The organism is Candidatus Delongbacteria bacterium (assembly GCA_041675285.1).
Taxonomy (GTDB): domain Bacteria; phylum CAIWAD01; class CAIWAD01; order CAIWAD01; family CAIWAD01; genus CAIWAD01.
On record JBAYTZ010000001.1, the window covers coordinates 321,431 to 340,018 of the forward strand.

The following is an 18,588-nucleotide window of genomic DNA, read 5'->3' on the forward strand; positions in this document are numbered from 1 at the left end:
GAGATTCTCGAGCTTCGGCGTGTCCAGGCGTCACAGGCGAGCCGGCCGGACGCGGCAAGCGGAAGCGAGGGACTCATGTGCGGACGCTACGCCTTCAGTCGAGTGGACAAGCACCTGCTCGAGCGCCTGGCTCTCGAGCAGGACGAGTTGCCTGAGGGGCTGGAGCCGCGCTGGAACCTGGCGCCCGGCCAGTCCGCGGCCGCCCTGCGCCTGCTCGCGGGGAAGCGCCGGTTGGAACGCCTGCACTGGGGCGTCAAGCACCCGGCGCGCCCCATCGGCCTGCTGATCAACGCCCGCGCCGAGACCGCCGCCCGCTTGCCCGCCTTCCGCCTCGCCTTCGCGGCCGCTTCTGAGGAGGCTGGTCGCTGTCTGGTGCCCTGCGAAGGCTGGTACGAGTGGCAGCGCGAGGGGCGCATTCGACGCCCCTGGTTCATCCGGCCCGCCGCCGGCGAGGTCGCGCTCATGGCCGGGCTCTGGTGGGAGGCGCGCCAGGGTTCGGGACGCGCCTTCACGATCCTCACCTGCGTGGCAAGCGCGCCGATCTCCCACATCCACGAGCGGATGCCGGTGGTGATGGCGGAAGCGGACTGGGCGAGCTGGCTGGGCGGACTGGGCGGCGAGTCCGAGTGGCGCGACCGGCTGCTGCCCTGGCCGGCGGAGCACCTGGAGTGCTGGGAAGTGGGCCCCGAGGTCAACGGTATCGCCAGCGACCATCCCGGGCTGATCGAGCCGGCGACGGCCGTCCAGGGCTCCCTGTTTCCCTGAGCGCCGCTGGATCTCCGCCGGGTGCCCGTCTGCCTGAAAAAGAGCACAAACGGGCCGCGACCGGGCGCTCCGGCGTCTTCTCCCTCTTGACAAACTGCCCCGCGCGCTGTTACTTGTTGGCACTCGCAGCAAGTGAGTGCTAACAGACAGCGATCGAACCTCTTTCAATACTCAACCAATCGAACGGAGGAAGCCATGAAGCTGAAGCCCATGGACGACCGGGTCATCGTCACCCGCCTGGACGAGTCCATCGAGAAGAGCGCCGGCGGGATCATCATCCCGGACACGGCCAAAGAGAAGCCCCAGATGGGCAAGGTGATCGCCGTGGGCAACGACGCCCCCGAGGGTCGCAAGCCCATTCAGGAGCTGGTGAAGGAAGGCGACAAGGTGGTGTTCGCCAAGTACGGCGCCACCGAGGTGAAGGTGGACGGTGAGACCTACCTGATCCTCAGCCGCAGTGACATCCTGGCCGTGGTCGAGTAGTTCTTCAGAAGAAAGGAAGCGAATCATGGCAAAGGCCATCACCTATAACACCACCGCCCGCACCGCCCTCAAGGCCGGTGTGGACAAGCTCGCCGACGCCGTCAAGGCCACCCTGGGCCCCAAGGGCCGCAACGTGGTCATCGACCGCAAGTTCGGCGCTCCGCTGGTCACCAAGGACGGTGTCACCGTCGCCAAGGAGATCGAGCTGAAGGACCCCATCGAGAACATGGGCGCCCAGATGGTGCGCGAGGTCTCCAGCAAGACCAGCGACCAGGCCGGCGACGGCACCACCACGGCCACGGTTCTGGCCCAGGCCATCCTGCGCGAAGGCCTGAAGAACGTCACCGCCGGCGCCAACCCGACGGAGCTCAAGCGCGGCATCGACGCCGCCGTCGAGGTCGTCTGCGCCAACCTGAAGGCCATGTCCGTGCCGGTCCAGGGCAAGGAAGACATCGCCCAGGTGGGCGCCATCTCCGCCAACAATGACAAGAAGATCGGCGACCTGATTGCCGACGCCATGGACAAGGTGGGCAAGGACGGCGTGATCACGGTGGAGGAGAGCAAGGGCAACGAGACCTACGTCGACACCGTGGAAGGCATGCAGTTCGACCGCGGCTACCTGAGCCCCTACTTCGTCACCAACCCCGAGTCCATGGAAGTGGAGCTCGAGGATCCCTTCATCCTGATCTACGACAAGAAGGTCAGCACCATGCGTGACCTGCTGCCCGTGCTGGAGAAGGTGGTCCAGAGCGGCCGTCCGCTGCTGATCATCTCCGAGGACGTGGAGGGCGAGGCCCTGGCGACCCTGGTGGTGAACAAGATGCGCGGCGTGCTGAAGGTCGCCGCCGTCAAGGCGCCGGGCTTCGGTGACCGCCGCAAGGCCATGCTCGAGGACATCGCCATCCTGACGGGCGGCACGGTGATCAGCGAGGAGACGGGCTTCAAGCTGGAGAACGCCGGCGTGGAGCACCTGGGCCAGGCCAAGCGCATCAGCATCGACAAGGACAACACGACCATCGTCGACGGCGCCGGCGCCAGCGCGACCATCAAGGGCCGCGTGGACCAGATCCGCAAGCAGATCGAGGACACCACGTCCGACTACGATCGCGAGAAGCTCCAGGAGCGGCTGGCCAAGCTGGCCGGCGGCGTGGCCGTGCTGCACATCGGCGCCGCCACCGAGGTGGAGATGAAGGAGAAGAAGGCCCGCGTCGAGGACGCCCTGCACGCCACGCGCGCGGCGGTGGAAGAGGGCATCGTCCCCGGCGGCGGCGTGGCCCTGCTGCGCTCCATGTCCAAGGTGGACGAGCTCAAGCTGGACGGCGACCAGAAGGTGGGCGCCCGGATCGTGCGGCGCGCGCTGGAGGAGCCCATCCGCCAGATCGTGGCCAACGCCGGTCTGGAAGGCGCGATCATCGTGCAGGAAGTCCTGAGCAAGTCGGACGTCAACTACGGCTTCAACTGCGCCAGCGAGACCTACGGCGACCTGAAGGCCATGGGCGTGATCGATCCGGCCAAGGTGACCCGCACGGCGCTGGAGAACGCGGCCTCCGTGGCCGGCCTGATGCTGATGACCGAGATCACGATCCACGAGATCCCGGAAGAGAAGTCGGGCGGGATGCCCGGCGGCGGCGGCATGGGCGGCATGGGCGGCATGGACGGCATGATGTAGGTCGTCCCCTACGACGACGACGACGGACACCCCGGCCGCGGTCGGGGTGTCCCTGTTTTTGGCCACACGGACGGGGTTGAAACCCCGGAGTGGCGGATCAGCCCCGGGCCTCGAGAGATTCCGGATGCGATGCGTACTTTCACGACGTGTGAAAGGTCCCTGTCGCCTGACGCATCAGCCGACTCAAACCGTTGACCAGCAAGAGATGAACCGGACGGTCCATCCGACGGATTGTCCCGGACGATTCTTCGGCCATATTGGGACCCAGAATCGACCGACACACCAGTCAGGGAGAATTCCATGGACGGACTTCTGCATCCAATGATCGTGCACGTGCCGCTGGGTCTGGCGATCCTCCTGCCCCTGCTGTTGCTGCTGCTGGCGATCCTGGACGGCAAGGGCAAACTGACTCCCTCCGCCTGGCTGGCCGTGGTGCTGGTCCAGGTCCTGCTGACGGCCGGCAGCCTGGCCGCCCTGCGCAGCGGCGGGGACGAGGAGGAGCGCGTGGAGCGCGCCGTGCCCGAGGCCGCCCTGCACGCCCACGAGGAGGCGGCCGAGGTGTTCCTTTGGAGCACCGTGGCGGGCCTGGTCCTGAGCCTCACATTGCTCTTGCCGTTGGGCGCCACTCTGCGCCGGGTCCTGCCCTTCCTGCTGCTGGGGGTGTCTGTGGTCAGCCTGGCCCTGGCCCTGCGGACGGGCAAGGCGGGCGGCGAACTGGTGTATCAGCATCAAGCTGCCGCCGCCCGGGCGGGCCTGGCCCTGCCCGCCGCGGACGGGGCGCCGGCCGCCGGAACCGGCGCCGGGGAGCATGCGGATGGGGACGAAGACTAAGGTTCGGGCCAAATCGGGCGATTTTTTCCAACAGGAGTGCAGCCAGCGGACTCTGGTGACGATCTGGTATTCATGACAACCTGCAAGGAGCTCGCATGACTGTTCGTCGTCACGCCCCCTGGCCCGGCCGCCTGCGCGGCCTGTTGATCCTGCTGTTCGTGCTGTGGACCGCGCCCGCGCTGCGGGCGGCGCCCGTCCTCGGCCAACCCGCCCCGGAGATTCAGCTGCCCGGCTTGACGGGCGAGCTCAGCCTGGCCGCCCTGCGCGGGCAGGTGGTGCTGGTGGACTTCTGGGCCTCGTGGTGCGCGCCCTGCGCCCAGTCCTTTCCCTGGCTGAACGAGCTGCAGCAGAAGTACCAGGCGCAGGGCTTCCGCGTACTGGCTGTCAACGTGGACAAGCAGCGCAAGAAGGCCGACGCCTTCCTGGCCCAGCATCCGGCCCGCTTCCCCGTGGCCCTGGACCCCGCCGGCACGGCCGCCGGCCGCTATGAATTGCCCGGCATGCCCAGTTCCTATCTGGTGGACCGCGCCGGCGTGCTGCGCCGCCTCCACACGGGCTTCCGGCCTGAGGAAACCCAGGAGTTGGAGGCCTTCATCCGCACCTTGCTGGCGGAGCCGGCCCCCGTGGTCGGGGAGAACTGAGCATGCGCCGCCTTCTCCTGCTGGGCGGCCTGCTCGGGCTGGCCCTGGGCAGCTCGGGCTGCCTCTTCACGCGCGTCCAGCCCTGGGAGCGCGATCTGCTGGCCGAGCCCGAGATGCTGGCCGCGCCGGATCCGCTCGAGACCAGCCTGGACGAGCACGTCTATTTCAGCAAGGAAACAGCCCACGGCGGCGCGGGCGTGGGTGGGGGAGGCTGCGGATGCAACTGAACTCCGCCCCCGCCGGACCCACGGGCCAGGCCGCCGGGCTGCTGGCCCTGGCCGTGGCGCGCCTGCTGGGCGCTCCCGCGGCCCAGGCCCTGGACCTGCACGGTTTGAGCATCGAGCAGGCCACCCTGGTCTACCAGGAGCAGGGCCGGATCGCCGTGGTGGAGCCCGTGCTGCAGCTGCGCCTGCCCCTCAAGGGCGAGCAGTCCCTCGGCCTGCGCTACGGCTTCGACGCCATGAGCGGCGCCAGCCCCAACGGGGCCGCGCCCACCGCCACGCACCAGACCTTCACCTCGCCCTCGGGCCAGCACTATTCGGCCGCCACGGGCGAACTGCCGGTGCGCAGTTTCCGTGACCAGCGGCACGCCGTCTCCCTGGACCTGGAGCGGCCCCTGACCCACACGCTCAAACTGAACGCCGGGCTGAACGGCTCTTTCGAGACCGACTACCGCAGCCTGGGGGCCAGCGCCACCTTCCACCAGGACTTCAACCAGCGCCTGACCACCCTGACCCTGGGTTTCAGCCTGAGCGAGGATCTGGTCACCCCGTCGGGCGGGCTGGCCGAGCCGCTGGGCGACTATCAGAACCGCGTGAGCGTGGGCGACAGCGACGTCAAGCACATCCAGGACGTGCTGGTGGGCGTTTCCCAGGTCATGAACCGCCGCTGGCTGACCCAGCTCAACCTGGGCTTCGGCCGCGACGCGGGCTACCTGACCGATCCCTACAAGGGCGTGAGCCTGGTGGATGCCGACGGCGAGCCGGTGAGCTGGGTGAACGAGAGCCGGCCCGACTCCCGCAGCCGCTGGACCGTCTACTGGGGCAACGCCCTGCACCTGGGGCGCGACGTGCTGCACGCGGATTACCGGCGCTACCAGGACGATTGGGGCGTCGCATCCAACACCCTGGATCTGCAGTACTGGTGGAAGCCCGACGCGGGCCTGCCCGGGCTGCGCGTCCGGCCGCAGCTGCGCTACAGCGACCAGACCCGAGCGGACAGCTACGCCCACAGCCTGCGGCGCAGCGACTACAACGCCCGCGCGCCTGAATTCCTGACGGCGGATTCGCGCCTGGCTGACTTCACCTCCTGGACCTTCAGTCTGCGCGTGGATCTGCCCGAGGCGGACTGGGGCCAGTTCTGGCTCAAGCCGGCCGTGATGACCCAGCGCTTCGATCTGTCGCCGACGCCGGTGGGCGTGCAACACAACCTGGATCTCGTGCCGGATCTGCAGGTCTGGATGCTGACGCTGGGTTTCCGCACGACCCTCTGACGAACGGGAGCGGCCCGATGGACCAGGAGTCACCCCGTCTCTCGGGGACTCAGGGCGAGCTGATTCTTGAAGCGGGCGAATCCAGCTGGATCGCCCGTTTTTCCTGTTTTGCCGGACCCTGCGAGATCCACCTGCGAAACTGCCCGCGCAGCCGGGCCCTCGCGCTGGCGCAGGCCGGCGCGGCGGAGGCCTGGCGCATCCAGACCCGCTTCAGCCGCTATCGGACGGACAGTTGGCTGGGACGCCTGCACGCCGCCGCCGGCGCCTGGGTGGAAACGGACGCGGAAATCGAGGGCCTGCTGGACTTGGCTGACGTGGCCTATCAGGTGAGCGGCGGGCGCTTCGATCTGAGCAGCGGCGTGCTGCGCCACGCCTGGCGCTTCGAGGCCGGGGCCCGGCCGCCCACGGCCGCCGAGCTGCGTCCGCTGCTGGCCCGGGTGGGCTGGAACCGGGTGGAGCGCGACCGCGCCGGCCGGCGGCTTCGACTGCCCGCGGGTTGGGAACTGGACCTGGGCGGGCTGGGCAAGGAATATGCCGTGGACCGGGTGGCCGCCCAGCTGGCCGAGGCCCCCTCCTGGCTGGTGAACTTCGGCGGCGACCTGCGCGCCGGCGGAGGTGGCCCGGGGGAACCGCCCTGGCGCGTGGGCCTGGACGATCCGGCCGCCAGCGGACAAGCCGCCCGGGGGGGCTTCGAGTTGCGTTCGGGCGCGCTGGCCACTTCGGGCGACGCCCGGCGCGGCCTGGAGCACGGCGGCCTGCGCCTGGGCCACATCCTCGACGCCCGCACGGGCTGGCCGCCGCCCCAGGCCCCGCGCAGCGTCACGGTCCAGGCGCCCACCTGCAGCCAGGCGGGCCTCTTGTCCACCCTGGGACTGCTGATGGGCGCCGCCGCCGAGGTCTGGCTGGCCGAGCAGGGCGTGGCTCATTGGATCCTGCGCGACGAAGCGGCCGGAATCTGAACCCATTCACCTTTCCATTGCTTTTCCGCTGCCCGCATCCCTTCTTTGCCCCCGCTTGTCGTCCAGAAGACCGACTTTCAGCCCGAGGAGCGCCATCGCGTCTGGTTCCCCGTTGTTCGCTTGTCGTGAGCCATCACCGCCCGCCGCCCGGCCGCGCCGGTCGGCGGCAACTCGGGGGTTGTCATGCGTCCCGGTCCTTCGCCCAAACCACGATCCACCTGCTGCCAGGCATTTCACGTCTGCCTGGCGCTGATCCTGCTACTCACCTCGCTGGGCTGTTCCCTGACGGAGTCCGACCCGGCGCCGGATTCCAGTCTGCCGCCCGGCGAGCTGGAGTCGCCCATCCACGACATCCGCCTGGCGGAGTGGAACTTGTGGTCCGGCATGCCGACGTCGGTGGAGGTCTTTCTGCCCGTGGACGACCGCGACGGCTGGACCTATGAGTGGCGTGCGGGCGGCGGCCAGCTGGCCGGGGCGGGTCGGGAAGTGGTCTGGACCACGCCGCTGGCGGACAGCGCCTGGATCGAATCCACCCTGCGCCGGGGAGACAGCGAGTACATCTGCCGCAGATGGATCGCCCTGCGCAACGACTCCCTCACGCTGCGGCTGGAACTGGCCCCGCTGGGCGTGCAGGTCGGGGCCGTGGAAGTGGAGGCCCGGTTCAACCGGCCCTTGCCCGAGCAGGCCCTCTGCGTGTGGGGCGAGGACGCCGGCGCCCATTTGAGCGGGACCTCCACCCGCTGTCTCTGGGAAGTTTGCGCCCGTGGATCGCATCGGGTGTGGGCCGCCGTGGAATTGGCGGGCCGCCTGGTGGCGGACACGCTGGAGATTGAGATTCCCAACTACGCCCCGCAATTGGGACCTGGCTATGGAGATAACTGGGGTCCCTACCCGGTGGGCAGTGTGTTTGATGATTGGGTGCATGTGGACGACCCCAATGACGATGCCTTGCAACTGGAATTGCTGGACATGGGCGGTCTGGAACTGCTGGATTCCACCTGGATCCCCAACGACACGTGGGATTTCCAGGGCACCTGGCACCTGCAGCTGCGGGATACCGGCACGGAGCCGGGCCAGCGGTCCCTTCACTTCCAAGTGGGCGACGGCGAGCTGTGGTGTCCCGGCACGCTGGGCTACCAATTTGAGTGATCCACAGGGAGCGGGTCCCTACCTTCCCCCGGCGGTCCGGACAACCTGGACGGCGCAACCAGGGGGAATCATGCAGATCCGCATCACCTACTGCCAAGTTTGAAACTATCAGCCCCGGGCCGCCGGTCTGGCGGAGTATCTGGGGTTGCACGGGTTCGAAGACATCACGCTGACGCCCGGCTCCGGCGGCGTCTTCGACGTGGAGGCCGGGGGGCGCCTGCTCTTCTGCAAGCACGACGAGGGGCGCTTTCCCACGCCGGAGGAAATCCTGGAGCGCCTGCGCGCGTGACACAAGACGACGAACTGCGCCAGTGCCGCGAGTTGCTGGGCCGCCTGTCCTCGGAGCTGACCCTGGCCGAGGAGCGCCAGCGCCGCGAGCTGGCCGAGCACCTGCACGACCACGTGGGCCAGGCTCTGGCCCTGCTGCGCCGCAAGCTGCTCACCCTGCGCGACCGGGCCCTGTTCACCGGGCTGGAGAAGGACCTGGACGAGCTGGTGGACCTGTCCGCGCGCACGGTCCACTCCATCCGCAGCCTCAGTTTCGACTTGAGCCCGCCCGTGCTCTACGAGCTGGGACTGGCGGCGGCGCTGGACTGGCTGGCCGAGCGCCACGACGGCCAGGAGGGCGTCAGGGTGAGCTTCCGCGCCGGCGCGCGTCCCGCCCCGCCGCTGGAGCCCGACCGCCGCGTGCTGCTCTACACCTCCGTGCGCGAGCTGCTGCTCAATAGTTTGAAACACGCGGCGCCCAACCGGGTGGAGCTGGAGCTCTGGGAAGAGGCGGGCCAGGTCCACGCGAGCGTGCGCGACGACGGGCGCGGCTTCGAGCCCGCCGGGCTGGACCCGCGCCGCCGCAACGCGGGCTTCGGCCTCTTCAGCATCCGCGAACGCGTGCAGAGCCTGGGCGGCAGCCTGCGGCTGGATTCCGCGCCGGGCGCCGGCACGCGGGCCGAATTGCGCATCCCGGTCCAGGAGGCCCCGCGATGAAGATCCTGCTGGCCGAGGACCACAAGCTGTTGCGCGACACGCTGGCTCCGGCCCTCCAGGCACGCTTTCCCGGCTGTCACGTGCTGGAGGCCGCCGACGGCCGCGCGGCGCTGCACCAGGTTCGCGAGCACCAGCCCGAACTGATCCTGATGGACATCTCCATGCCCGGACTCAACGGCCTGGACGCCGCCCGGCAGATCCTGGCGGAGTTCCCCGTCAGCCGCATCGTGTTCCTCTCCATGCACAGCGACCGGCGCTACGTGCAGGCGGCCTTCGCCGCCGGGGCGCGCGGCTACTTGAGCAAGGACGCGCCGCTGGAGGAGGTGACGCGCCTGCTGGCGGAGGCCCTGGCCGGCCGGCGCGTGGTCAGCCGGGAACTGGAGGGCCTGCTGCTGGAGGACTACTCGGAGCTGGCCCGCGACCGCCACGGGGTGCCGGCAGCGGGATCCTCGCGGCTGGACCGCTTGAGCTCGCGCGAGCGCGAGGTCCTGCAGCGTCTGGCCGAGGGCGCGGGCACGCGCCAGATCGCCGAGAGCCTGCACTTAAGCCCCAAGACCGTGGAAACCCACCGCGCCCAATTGATGGAGAAGCTGGGCCTGCACAGCGTGGCTGAACTCACCAAACTGGCCATCCGGGAAGGCCTCACTCGGCTGGAGTGAACCACCACAGAGGCACAGAGACACAGAGCGTGGTTTGGGTTTGCGATTCGCGTGTCTCCGAGTTGATCCGAGTCGACTGGCTGTCGCCAGAACTCCTTCCGGAACATCCCTCAAGTCTCTATGCCCCCTGTGTCTCTGCGTCCCTGTGGTGCTTCCCTCCGCCCGGCCTGTCAAAAAACCGACAGAATCAGGCGATGCCTGGGCTGGAATCAGGACTTCCCTGAGCCCGCGACTGCGCGCCTCACGCCATTCTCATGGCCGTGGCTCCCCCAAAAGGCGGAGCGCCTGGAATCCAGTTCGGGAGGACGCATGTTCGACACGGGCAATACTGGCTTCATGCTGGTGGCCACCAGCCTGGTGATGTTGATGACGCCGGGCCTGGCCTTCTTCTACGGCGGTCTGGTGGGGCGCAAGAACGTGCTCGCCATCATGATCCAGAGCTTCGTCTCCATGGGCCTGACCACCGTGCTCTGGTGGGCGGCGGGCTATTCGCTTTGCTTCAGCGGCGGCGAGGGCGGGATCATCGGCAACCTGGACCACGCCTTCCTGCGCGGCATCGACCCGATGTCGGTCTACGCCTCCTCCAACATCCCCACCTTCGTGTTCATCGCCTACCAGATGATGTTCGCCATCATCACGCCGGCGCTGATCACCGGCGCCTTTTCCAACCGCGTGCGCTTCGGGCCCTACTTGATCTTCCTGACGGGCTGGCTCTTCTTGGTCTACTTCCCCTTCGTCCACATGATCTGGGGCGGGGGTTTCCTGCAGAAGTGGGGCGTGCTGGACTTCGCCGGCGGCATCGCCGTGCACAACATCGCCGGCATGGCGGCCCTGGCCAGCGTGCTGTTCGTGGGCAAGCGCCGCGCGCCGGACGCCGAGCCCCACAGCATTCCGCTGGTGGCGCTGGGCACGGGTCTGCTCTGGTTCGGCTGGTACGGCTTCAATGCGGGCAGCGAGCTGCAGGTGGACGCCATCACGGCCCTGGCCTTCCTGAACACGGACATCGCCGCCTCGTTTGCGGCCTTCGTTTGGCTGATGCTGGCCTGGAGCCTGGAGAAGAAGCCCAAGTTCGTCGGGCTGCTGACGGGCGCCGTGGCGGGCCTGGCAACCATCACGCCGGCCGCCGGGTTCGTCTCCCCCAGCACGGCCGCGCTCATCGGCGCCGTGGCGGGCATCGTCTGCTACTGGGCCGTGGCGCTGAAGAACAAGCTGGGCTGGGACGACGCCCTGGACGTCTGGGGCGTGCACGGCGTGGGCGGGGCCCTGGGCATCCTGCTGCTGGGCCTCTTGGGCTCCACGGCCTGGAACCCCGCCGGGCAGGACGGCCTGTTCCACGGCGGCACGGCCTTCTTCGGCAAGCAGGTGGCCGCGCTGGTGTTCTCCTCGATCTACGCCTTTACCTTCACCTACGGCATGCTCTGGCTGATCAACAAGGTCACGCCGGTGCGGACCAGCGAAGCCGAGGAGGCGGGCGGCGTGGACGCGGCCCTGCACGGCGAGACGGCCTACGAACCCAACACCTTCTGATGATCGCAGGGCGGGATCCGGTGGCGGCGTCCCCTGCGCCACCGGATCGCCGGCTTGCCCGGATCTATTTTAGACAAGGAGTCAGCATGCGCAGATCGTGGATCAACCTGGCCCTGCCCATCGGCCTGCCCATCGGCCTGCTGGCCGGCCTGCAGACCGCCGCGGCCGGCGAGCCCTGCTGCCCGGCCCCCGAGGGGCTGCGGATCGCCGGATTCGTGGACGCCAGTTACTTGGGCAACCTGCAGCAGCGCGGGGACAGCTTCCGCCTGGACCAGGTGGAACTGGACCTGGAACACCACGCGGCCGACGGCCTGGTGCTGCGGGCGGATCTGCAGACGGACGGCGACGGCGAACTGGCCGTGGAGCAAGGTTTCGTGAAACTGCCGCTGCCGCTGGTGCCGGCCTACGCGCTCAGCGTGGGCAAGTTCAACGCGCCCATGGGCGTGGAGCTGCTGGACGCCCCGGACATGTTCCAGTTCTCCCACTCGCTGCTCTTCGACTTCGGCCTGCCCACCAACTTGACCGGCGCCCTGCTGGAGGGCCCGCTGGCCGGTCCCGTGGACCTCAAGCTCTTCGTGGTGAACGGCTGGGACGTGAACAACGACACCAACGCCAGCCGCAGCTTCGGCGGCCGGGTGGGCGCCGACCTGGGATTGTGGGGTGCGCTGGGCGCCAGCTTCATCAGCGGCCGCGAGGACGGCGTGAAGACCGGCGGGCCGGAGGATCTGCAAGTCTTCGACCTGGATTACCTGATCCGGCCCCGGGACAACCTCTGCCTCTTCGCCGAGCTGAACCTGGGCAGCGTCAAGCCCGTGGGCGGCAGCTCCCTGGCCTGGAGCGGCGCCCTGCTGGGCGGCCACTACGACTTCACTCCCGTCTGGGGCGCCACCCTGCGCTACGACTGGCTCACCGACGACGACGGCGTGCTCTTCGGCCCGGTGGGCACGGAGAACCAGACCCGCAGCTCGCTGACCGCGGCTCTGACGGCGGCGGCGGCCCCGGGCCGCACGGTGTTGCTGGAAGTCCGGCTGGACGGCTCCGATCAGGACGCCTTCCAGGACGCCGACGACGCGCCCGCCTCCAGCACGCTGGGCCTGGCCCTGGAGTTCACCCAGACCTTCTGATCCGGCGCGGCGGTCCCCTTCATGCGAGGGGGACCGCCGCCGCCCCGTTCGCCTGAGGCGATTGGTTCCGTCCGGCGACCTGTCTGGTCTTTCTGCCAGTTTTCCCCGAGTTCGCAGTCCCGGCGGGGGCCTCTGACAAGAGTTCCAGACAGCAGTTGGTGCCCGCCCGGGGACCGCCCAGCCGCGTCGCCGGAGAATTCAGAGTTTCAAAGCAGGCCGATCTCGATTTTCAGACGGATTTCCGCTCTCCTGCGGCCAACTGTGTGTTAATTTTTACGAGCTGTGAGATTTCTCTGGCACAAGCAGGGGCAAGCTTCTATGTTTTGCCTGCCAATTGAGAGGTCCAAGATGAGCCGCATTCTTCTACTCAGTGCCGTGCTGGTCCTGCCTATCTTCAGCCACGCTGGCAATCTGCCGGTGGATCAACGGGATTGCGACCTGATCCCCGGGGATTTCGGCAAGCCCGTGGTCATCACCCTGATCCCAGGCGCGAAGGAAGATCCGACGCAACAGGACGATCCCGACATCATCATCGATGAGGACGGGCCGTCGGAGGACGACCAGGGCATGATCTACATCGGGTTCAGCGCTTTCCTGCAGGCGCAGCGCCTGAAGCCGGCGACCCCAGTGGGCCTCGACCACTAGCTGAAGGCACACCCCCCCATGAAGTGTTTGCGTTCTTTCAGCGAGTTCTTCGAGCATTCCCCCGGGATGCGCCTGTTCGACGAACGCCAGTTCGCCAAGGCCCTCGAACATTTCGAGACCGAAGTGCAGAAGGCCTCGGAGCGGCGCGTGCGCGAGTTCGCCCGCTTCCACGCGGCCAAGTGTTGCTACGTGCTGGGGCAGTACGGGCGGGCCAAGCGCAACCTGATCCTGGCCAACAAATGGGCCGGCAAGTCGGAAGAACGTCCCCTGCGGATGGCCTGCGTGTTCACCCTCGCCACCTTGGAAGTGGCCATGGGCAACTACGACAAGGGCCTGAGCATCTTCGAGAAGTTCCGCATCCTCTATGAAAGCCGGCTGGAGCCTTACGATCGCACCATGCTCCTGCTGAACCTGGCGCTGACCCACATCCGCCTGAAGAATCTGGAAGAGGCGGATCTGCTGCTGGATCGGGCCCAGGAGTACGCGCTCAAGGCCGCCGACATCCACCTCGACACCTTCGTCCACTACTACCGCGCGCTGCTCTACCAGCGCCGCAACGAGCACGGCTCGGCCCAGGAACACCTGGAGGCGGCCCTGGAACTGGCGGACCAGAGCGGGGATCCCTACGACCAGGCCCGCTGCCAGTGGCAGATGGGCAACTTCTGGCTGCGCCGGGAGCGCTACGACAACGCGCTCAAGGCCCTCAAGAAGGCCATCCGCATCTCCAAGCGGGCGGGCTTCAAGGTGGAATCCGCCAAGTGCCTCAACGACTACGCCTGGACCTTCTTCCGCAAGGGCCGGCTGGGGGAGGCCAAGAGCTACGCCGAGGAGGCGATCCTCACGGCGCGCGAGGCCGGGCTGGACACCTCCAACTACCTGGACACGCTGGAGCAGATCAACGCCCACATCAACGACTTCTACGAGGAAGAGAAGCTCATCGCCGAGCTGGAGCGGGAGACCGCCCGGGAGTTCGAGCTGGTGGGCTACAGCGACCCGATCATCCAGCTGACGGACGCCATCAAGACCTTCGCCCCCTGCAACGATCCCGTGCTGATCTACGGCGAGACGGGCACGGGCAAGGAACTGGTGGCCCACGCCGTCCACATCACCTCCCCGCGCCGGGACCGGCCCTTCATCAAGCGCAACTGCGCGGCCATCCCGGAGAACCTGATCGAGTCCGAGCTGTTCGGGCACGTGAAGGGCAGCTTCACGGGCGCCACGGCGGACCGCAAGGGCATCTTCGAGGAAGCCAACGGCGGCACGCTCTTCCTAGACGAGATCGGCGAGATGCCCGCCAGCCTGCAATCCAAGCTGTTGCGCGTGCTGGAGAACGGCGAGTTCTACCGGGTGGGCTCCTCCGACTTGATCCGCGTGGACGTGCGCGTCATCGCCGCCACCAACCGCATGCTGGTGGCCGAGATGCAGAAGGGCAACTTCCGCGAGGACCTGTTCTTCCGCCTCAACACCATCAAGCTGGACATCCCGCCGCTGCGCGAGCGCAAGGAAGACATCTCGGTCCTGGTCAATCACTTCCTCTTCGGTCTGAACGAAGAGTTCGACAAGTACTACAAGGTGCTGAGCGAGGACGCCCTGTTGTCGCTGGAAGGCTACGCCTTCCCGGGCAACGTGCGCGAACTCAAGAACATCATCCGGGCCGCCTACCTGACTTCCAAGGGCCGGATGATCAACACCGCCGACGTGACGCGCTTCTATCAGGCCGGCATGCCCACCCAACTGCGTCAGCTGGCGCCCGCGCCCCTGCCGGAGCCGCAGGAGGACTTCGAGCCCGTGGCCGAGGCCGCGCCGCTGGAGGCCTTGGAGGAGGAGGGGCGCGTGGTGCCCTTCGCCAGCACCGAGCTGATGGAGAAGGCCAGCCTCAAGGACTACGTGCTGGCGGCGGAGAAGCGCTACCTGATCAGCGTGCTCAAGCACTGCGACAGCGTGAACAAGGCCTGCGCCGTGCTGCAGATCTCCCGCCCCACCTTCTACCAGAAGCTGAAGGTGCACGCCATCTCCCTCAGCAACAAGCGCCTGGTTTAGAACCAGAAGCCCATCCGATTCTCGCAAGGGGAGCCGCGGCTCCCCTTTTCTTTGCCGGCTTGTAGTGGGGGCACGTCGGCACGGAACGACTCAACACAGAGGCACAGAGTCACAGAGTTTGAGTTTGGGTTGGCCTGGGTTGGGTGCAGCTCGTTCGAGTGGGTGTTTGAGCACGAAGACGGGAAGACTCAAAGACATTCGTGTCACGTGAGGTGAAGGCCGCAAGCCTGATATCGATTCTTGTGGTTTTTCAACACAGAGACTCAGAGACACAGAGATGGAATTGGGTTTGGCCTGGGTGGGTGCAGCTCGTTCGAGTGTGTGTTTGAGCACGAAGACGGGAAGACTCAAAGACAGTTGGGTCACGTGAGGTGAAGGCCTTCAGGCCTGAACCAGAACCAGGTGGTGACGCCGTCAGGCGGAACCAGCTACACGGAGACAGGAAGGCCAAACGGCGGCTAGCGGAAGGCCACCGCGAGGTGGCCTGACTCTAGCCGTTGAGAAAAAGCGCCTCTTTGGCTCCACCTTTCTGGCGCCAGCAGAAAGGTGGAAAACAAGGGCTCCCAGCAGTTGGCCGGGACGCGGAAAACCCCCATCCCAACCTTCCCCCTGCAGGGGGAAGGGGCCGCTGCCGGGACAATCATTGTTCCGATCTCGCATGGCCTGCGCAAGGCCTGATCACTTCTCGATGCTGCGCCGATCCTTCTTGGTGGGGCGGCCCTGGCCCTTGCGCGAGGCCTGGGCGGCCCGGTCCATCAGCTTCATCAGCTTGACCGTCTCGCGCTGCTCGGGCGTCAGGGACTCCAGCCGGTCCGTCTCCTCGCGCACCGTGTAGAGTTCGCGGGCCAGTTCCGCGGCGATGGGCTTTTCCGCCAGCCCCACCACCGTCAGGAAGAGCCGGCGCGAGCCCTTGGTGACTTCCAGCACCTCGCCCTTCTTGAGCACGTGCCCGGCCTTGACCCGCGTGCCGTCCAGCTTCACGTGCCCGGCGTCGATGGCTTCGCCGGCCTGGGTCCGGGTCTTGAAGATCCGGGCCACCTGCAGCCACTTGTCCACGCGGACCTGGGGCTCCGGCCGGAGGGCGCCGCCCGGTTCCTGTCCTCGATTCATCGCTCCTCCCACATCCTTCGAACGGGACTCCCACCGTGGAAAAGCGCCCGGCCCGGGGCGCTTTGCTCCGGGGCGCGTTTTCTAAGCGGGCTGAAATGTCGATATTTACGCGCTCAGCGGCATGGTTGACAGCGGACTTCCGCTGCGCGCCCTGCGGTGGGGGTCGTCCGAGGGCGGGCGGAGCCACCGGCCGGGGCCGCTCTAGGTTGGAAATCTGGAAGGACGTCCGGTGAAAGCCATCCTGCCCGTCGCCGGCAAGGGCACGCGCCTGCGGCCCCTGGCCCACACCTATCCCAAGGCCCTCATTCCCATCGCCGGCCGCCCGATGATCAACTGGATCCTCGACCCGCTGGTGGAGGCGGGGCTGGACGAGGCGGTGTTCATCGTGGGCTGGCTGGGGGCTGAGATCGAAGCCCATGTCCGGCAGCACTATCACCACCTGAACTTGAGTTTCGTGCCCCAAGGCGAGATGCTGGGCCTGGGCCACGCGATCTTCCTCGGCCTGCAGCCGGGCGACCAGGAAGTGTTCATCATCCTGGGCGACACGCTCTTCGAGGCGGACATCGCGGCCATCCGCGCCGCGCCGCACTCGGTGCTGGGCGTGAAGGAAGTGGCCGATCCGCGCCGCTTCGGCGTGGCCGAACTCAGCCAGGGCCGGATCGTCCGGCTGGTGGAGAAGCCGGCGGAGCCGCGCAGCAACCTGGCGCTCATCGGACTCTACAACATCAAGGACGGCGGGACCCTGCACGGTGTGCTGGAGCGGATGATCCGCGACGACATCCGCACCCGGGGCGAGTACCAGATCACCGACGCCCTGCAGCAGATGATCGACCGCGGCCACGTCTTCGAGCCCTGGGGCATCGAGGGCTGGTACGACTGCGGCAAGAAGGACACCCTGCTGGAGACCAACCGTCACTACCTCAGCCGGCTGGACAAGCGGCGCGAGGCCGTCCGGGTGGGGGACAGCCTGTTGATTCCCCCCGTCCACGTGGGGGAGGGCGTGCGCCTCTCGCGCTCCATCGTGGGTCCCAACGTCAGCGTGGGGGACGGGGCGGACATTCGCGACGCCGTGGTGGAGGATTCGCTCCTCTGCGAAGGCGTGCACCTGCAGGGAGTGGTGCTCAAGGACGCCGTGCTGGGCCGGGACGCGCTGGTGCGTCAGCCCGCCCGCGCCCTGCACCTCTCGGACAACACGGAAGTGGACGGCTAGGCGAGGCGATCCTCGCCGTCAGCGTAGAAAGGACCGCAACATGGGACACCTGTTCACCAGTGAGAGCGTGACCGAGGGTCACCCGGACAAGCTCTGCGACCGGATCAGCGACAGCATCCTGGACGCCTGCCTGGCCCGCGACCCCCATGCCCGCGTGGCCTGCGAGACCTTCGTGAAGGGCTTCGAGGACCGCACCCGGCTGGTGGTGGGCGGCGAAATCAGCCTGGACAAGCGAGTGATCAAGAAGGGCCAGACCCCGGACTACGAGGCCATCGCCCGCCAGGCCGCCGCGGAAATCGGCTACACGGACCAGGCCTGGGGCATGGACGCCGCCACGGCCCAGGTCGAGCTGTGCATCAGCACCCAGAGCGCCGACATCGCCCAGGGTGTGAACGAGGGCAGCGGCCTGGATCTGGAGCAGGGCGCGGGCGACCAGGGCCTGATGTTCGGCTACGCCTCCAACGAGACCGACAGCCTGATGCCCATGCCCATCGACCTGGCCCACCGGCTGGCCCGGCGCCTGGCCACGGTGCGCAAGGAAGGCCTGTTGCCCTGGGTGCTGCCCGACGGCAAAACGCAGGTCAGCGTGCGCTACGAGGACGGCCGCCCCAAGGTGGTGGAGACCGTGGTGGTCAGCACCCAGCACAGCGAGGGTCTGGGCCGCAAGCTGCCGCCGGCGGGCGCCAAGGCCAAGTGGCAGCGCTTCGACGAGGAGGTGCTGGCCCAGGTGCGCGAGGAGATCATCCGCGACGTCATCGACCCGGTGATCCCGGCCAACCTGCGCGACCGCAAAATGAAGATCCTGGTCAACCCCACGGGCAAGTTCGTCATCGGCGGGCCCTACGGCGACGCCGGCCTGACCGGCCGCAAGATCATCGTCGACACCTACGGCGGGATGGGCCGGCATGGCGGCGGCGCCTTCTCCGGCAAGGATCCCAGCAAGGTGGACCGCAGCGCGGCCTACGCCTGCCGCTGGGTGGCCAAGCACCTGGTCAAGGCCGGGCTGGTGGAGCGCTGCGAGATCCAGGTGGCCTACGCCATCGGCATGGCCCAGCCCGTCTCCATCGACGTGAACAGCTTCGGCACGGGCACGGTCTCCGACGACCAGCTGGTGAAACTGGTGCGCAAGCACTTCGACCTGCGTCCGGCGGCGATGATCGAACGCCTGGGCCTGCTCAGCCCGATCTACACGGAGACCTCGGCCTACGGCCACTTCGGCCGCGCCGAGTTCCCCTGGGAGCAGCTGGACGCCGGCTTGTTGAAGAAGCTGGGGCGTTGACGCCGGCGGCAGACCACGTGT

At 67.8% G+C, this 18,588-nt stretch carries 19 protein-coding genes; 18 read left to right on the top strand and 1 reads right to left on the bottom strand.

Annotated elements, in window-relative coordinates; all coding sequences use genetic code 11:
• Nucleotides 1-75: 75 nt before the first annotated feature.
• The 16 genes from WC326_01125 to WC326_01200 all read left to right on the top strand — a co-directional run bounded on the left by WC326_01125 (nt 76) and on the right by WC326_01200 (nt 14,968).
• The gene (locus tag WC326_01125; GenBank protein MFA7329651.1) at nt 76-765 is read left to right on the top strand and encodes an SOS response-associated peptidase; all 690 of its coding nucleotides are present in this window, start codon (nt 76-78) and stop codon (nt 763-765) included.
• Between the two features lie 195 nt (nt 766-960).
• The gene (locus WC326_01130; protein MFA7329652.1) at nt 961-1,248 is read left to right on the top strand and encodes a co-chaperone GroES; all 288 of its coding nucleotides are present in this window, start codon (nt 961-963) and stop codon (nt 1,246-1,248) included.
• A gap of 22 nt (nt 1,249-1,270) precedes the next feature.
• Complete coding sequence (groL, locus tag WC326_01135; protein ID MFA7329653.1) at nt 1,271-2,917, top strand: chaperonin GroEL; 1,647 nt, start codon at nt 1,271-1,273, stop codon at nt 2,915-2,917.
• 300 nt (nt 2,918-3,217) lie between these two features.
• Nucleotides 3,218-3,748 carry a DUF2231 domain-containing protein gene (locus WC326_01140; protein ID MFA7329654.1) on the top strand — a complete coding sequence of 177 codons (531 nt, stop codon included), beginning with the start codon at nt 3,218-3,220 and terminating at the stop codon, nt 3,746-3,748.
• Between the two features lie 95 nt (nt 3,749-3,843).
• Nucleotides 3,844-4,389: a TlpA disulfide reductase family protein gene (locus WC326_01145; protein MFA7329655.1), complete on the top strand. Its 546-nt coding sequence runs from the start codon at nt 3,844-3,846 to the stop codon at nt 4,387-4,389.
• 2 nt (nt 4,390-4,391) lie between these two features.
• Entirely contained in the window at nt 4,392-4,616 is a 225-nt protein-coding gene (locus WC326_01150) for a DUF4266 domain-containing protein (GenBank protein ID MFA7329656.1), read from the top strand.
• The gene (locus tag WC326_01155; GenBank protein MFA7329657.1) at nt 4,607-5,881 is read left to right on the top strand and encodes a DUF3570 domain-containing protein; all 1,275 of its coding nucleotides are present in this window, start codon (nt 4,607-4,609) and stop codon (nt 5,879-5,881) included. Before WC326_01150 ends, WC326_01155 begins: the two co-directional genes overlap by 10 nt.
• A gap of 17 nt (nt 5,882-5,898) precedes the next feature.
• Nucleotides 5,899-6,840: an FAD:protein FMN transferase gene (locus WC326_01160; protein ID MFA7329658.1), complete on the top strand. Its 942-nt coding sequence runs from the start codon at nt 5,899-5,901 to the stop codon at nt 6,838-6,840.
• A gap of 183 nt (nt 6,841-7,023) precedes the next feature.
• The gene (locus tag WC326_01165; protein MFA7329659.1) at nt 7,024-7,989 is read left to right on the top strand and encodes a hypothetical protein; all 966 of its coding nucleotides are present in this window, start codon (nt 7,024-7,026) and stop codon (nt 7,987-7,989) included.
• Between the two features lie 70 nt (nt 7,990-8,059).
• A complete protein-coding gene (locus tag WC326_01170) occupies nt 8,060-8,278 on the top strand; it encodes an Rdx family protein (protein MFA7329660.1) in 219 nt (72 codons plus the stop codon).
• Complete coding sequence (locus WC326_01175; protein ID MFA7329661.1) at nt 8,275-8,973, top strand: ATP-binding protein; 699 nt, start codon at nt 8,275-8,277, stop codon at nt 8,971-8,973. Before WC326_01170 ends, WC326_01175 begins: the two co-directional genes overlap by 4 nt.
• On the top strand, nt 8,970-9,632 hold the full coding sequence (locus tag WC326_01180; GenBank protein ID MFA7329662.1) for a response regulator transcription factor: 663 nt from the start codon (nt 8,970-8,972) through the stop codon (nt 9,630-9,632). The genes WC326_01175 and WC326_01180 overlap by 4 nt, the downstream gene beginning before the upstream one ends.
• Before the next feature lie 309 nt (nt 9,633-9,941).
• Entirely contained in the window at nt 9,942-11,159 is a 1,218-nt protein-coding gene (locus WC326_01185; GenBank protein ID MFA7329663.1) for an ammonium transporter, read from the top strand.
• 86 nt (nt 11,160-11,245) lie between these two features.
• The gene (locus WC326_01190; GenBank protein MFA7329664.1) at nt 11,246-12,283 is read left to right on the top strand and encodes an outer membrane beta-barrel protein; all 1,038 of its coding nucleotides are present in this window, start codon (nt 11,246-11,248) and stop codon (nt 12,281-12,283) included.
• 348 nt (nt 12,284-12,631) lie between these two features.
• Nucleotides 12,632-12,928: a hypothetical protein gene (locus WC326_01195; protein MFA7329665.1), complete on the top strand. Its 297-nt coding sequence runs from the start codon at nt 12,632-12,634 to the stop codon at nt 12,926-12,928.
• An 18-nt stretch (nt 12,929-12,946) separates the two neighbouring features.
• Nucleotides 12,947-14,968 (top strand): sigma 54-interacting transcriptional regulator, encoded by a 2,022-nt coding sequence (locus WC326_01200; GenBank protein MFA7329666.1) that lies wholly within the window; start codon nt 12,947-12,949, stop codon nt 14,966-14,968.
• 678 nt (nt 14,969-15,646) lie between these two features.
• Here the strand turns inward: WC326_01200 and WC326_01205 are convergent.
• A complete protein-coding gene (locus tag WC326_01205) occupies nt 15,647-16,078 on the bottom strand; it encodes a S4 domain-containing protein (protein ID MFA7329667.1) in 432 nt (143 codons plus the stop codon).
• Between the two features lie 229 nt (nt 16,079-16,307).
• Here WC326_01205 and WC326_01210 point away from each other — a divergent pair, with 229 nt between their 5' ends.
• Nucleotides 16,308-17,288, top strand: a complete 981-nt coding sequence (locus WC326_01210; protein MFA7329668.1) for a sugar phosphate nucleotidyltransferase — start codon at nt 16,308-16,310, stop codon at nt 17,286-17,288.
• A gap of 40 nt (nt 17,289-17,328) precedes the next feature.
• On the top strand, nt 17,329-18,567 hold the full coding sequence (locus WC326_01215; protein ID MFA7329669.1) for a methionine adenosyltransferase: 1,239 nt from the start codon (nt 17,329-17,331) through the stop codon (nt 18,565-18,567).
• Nucleotides 18,568-18,588 lie beyond the last annotated feature (21 nt).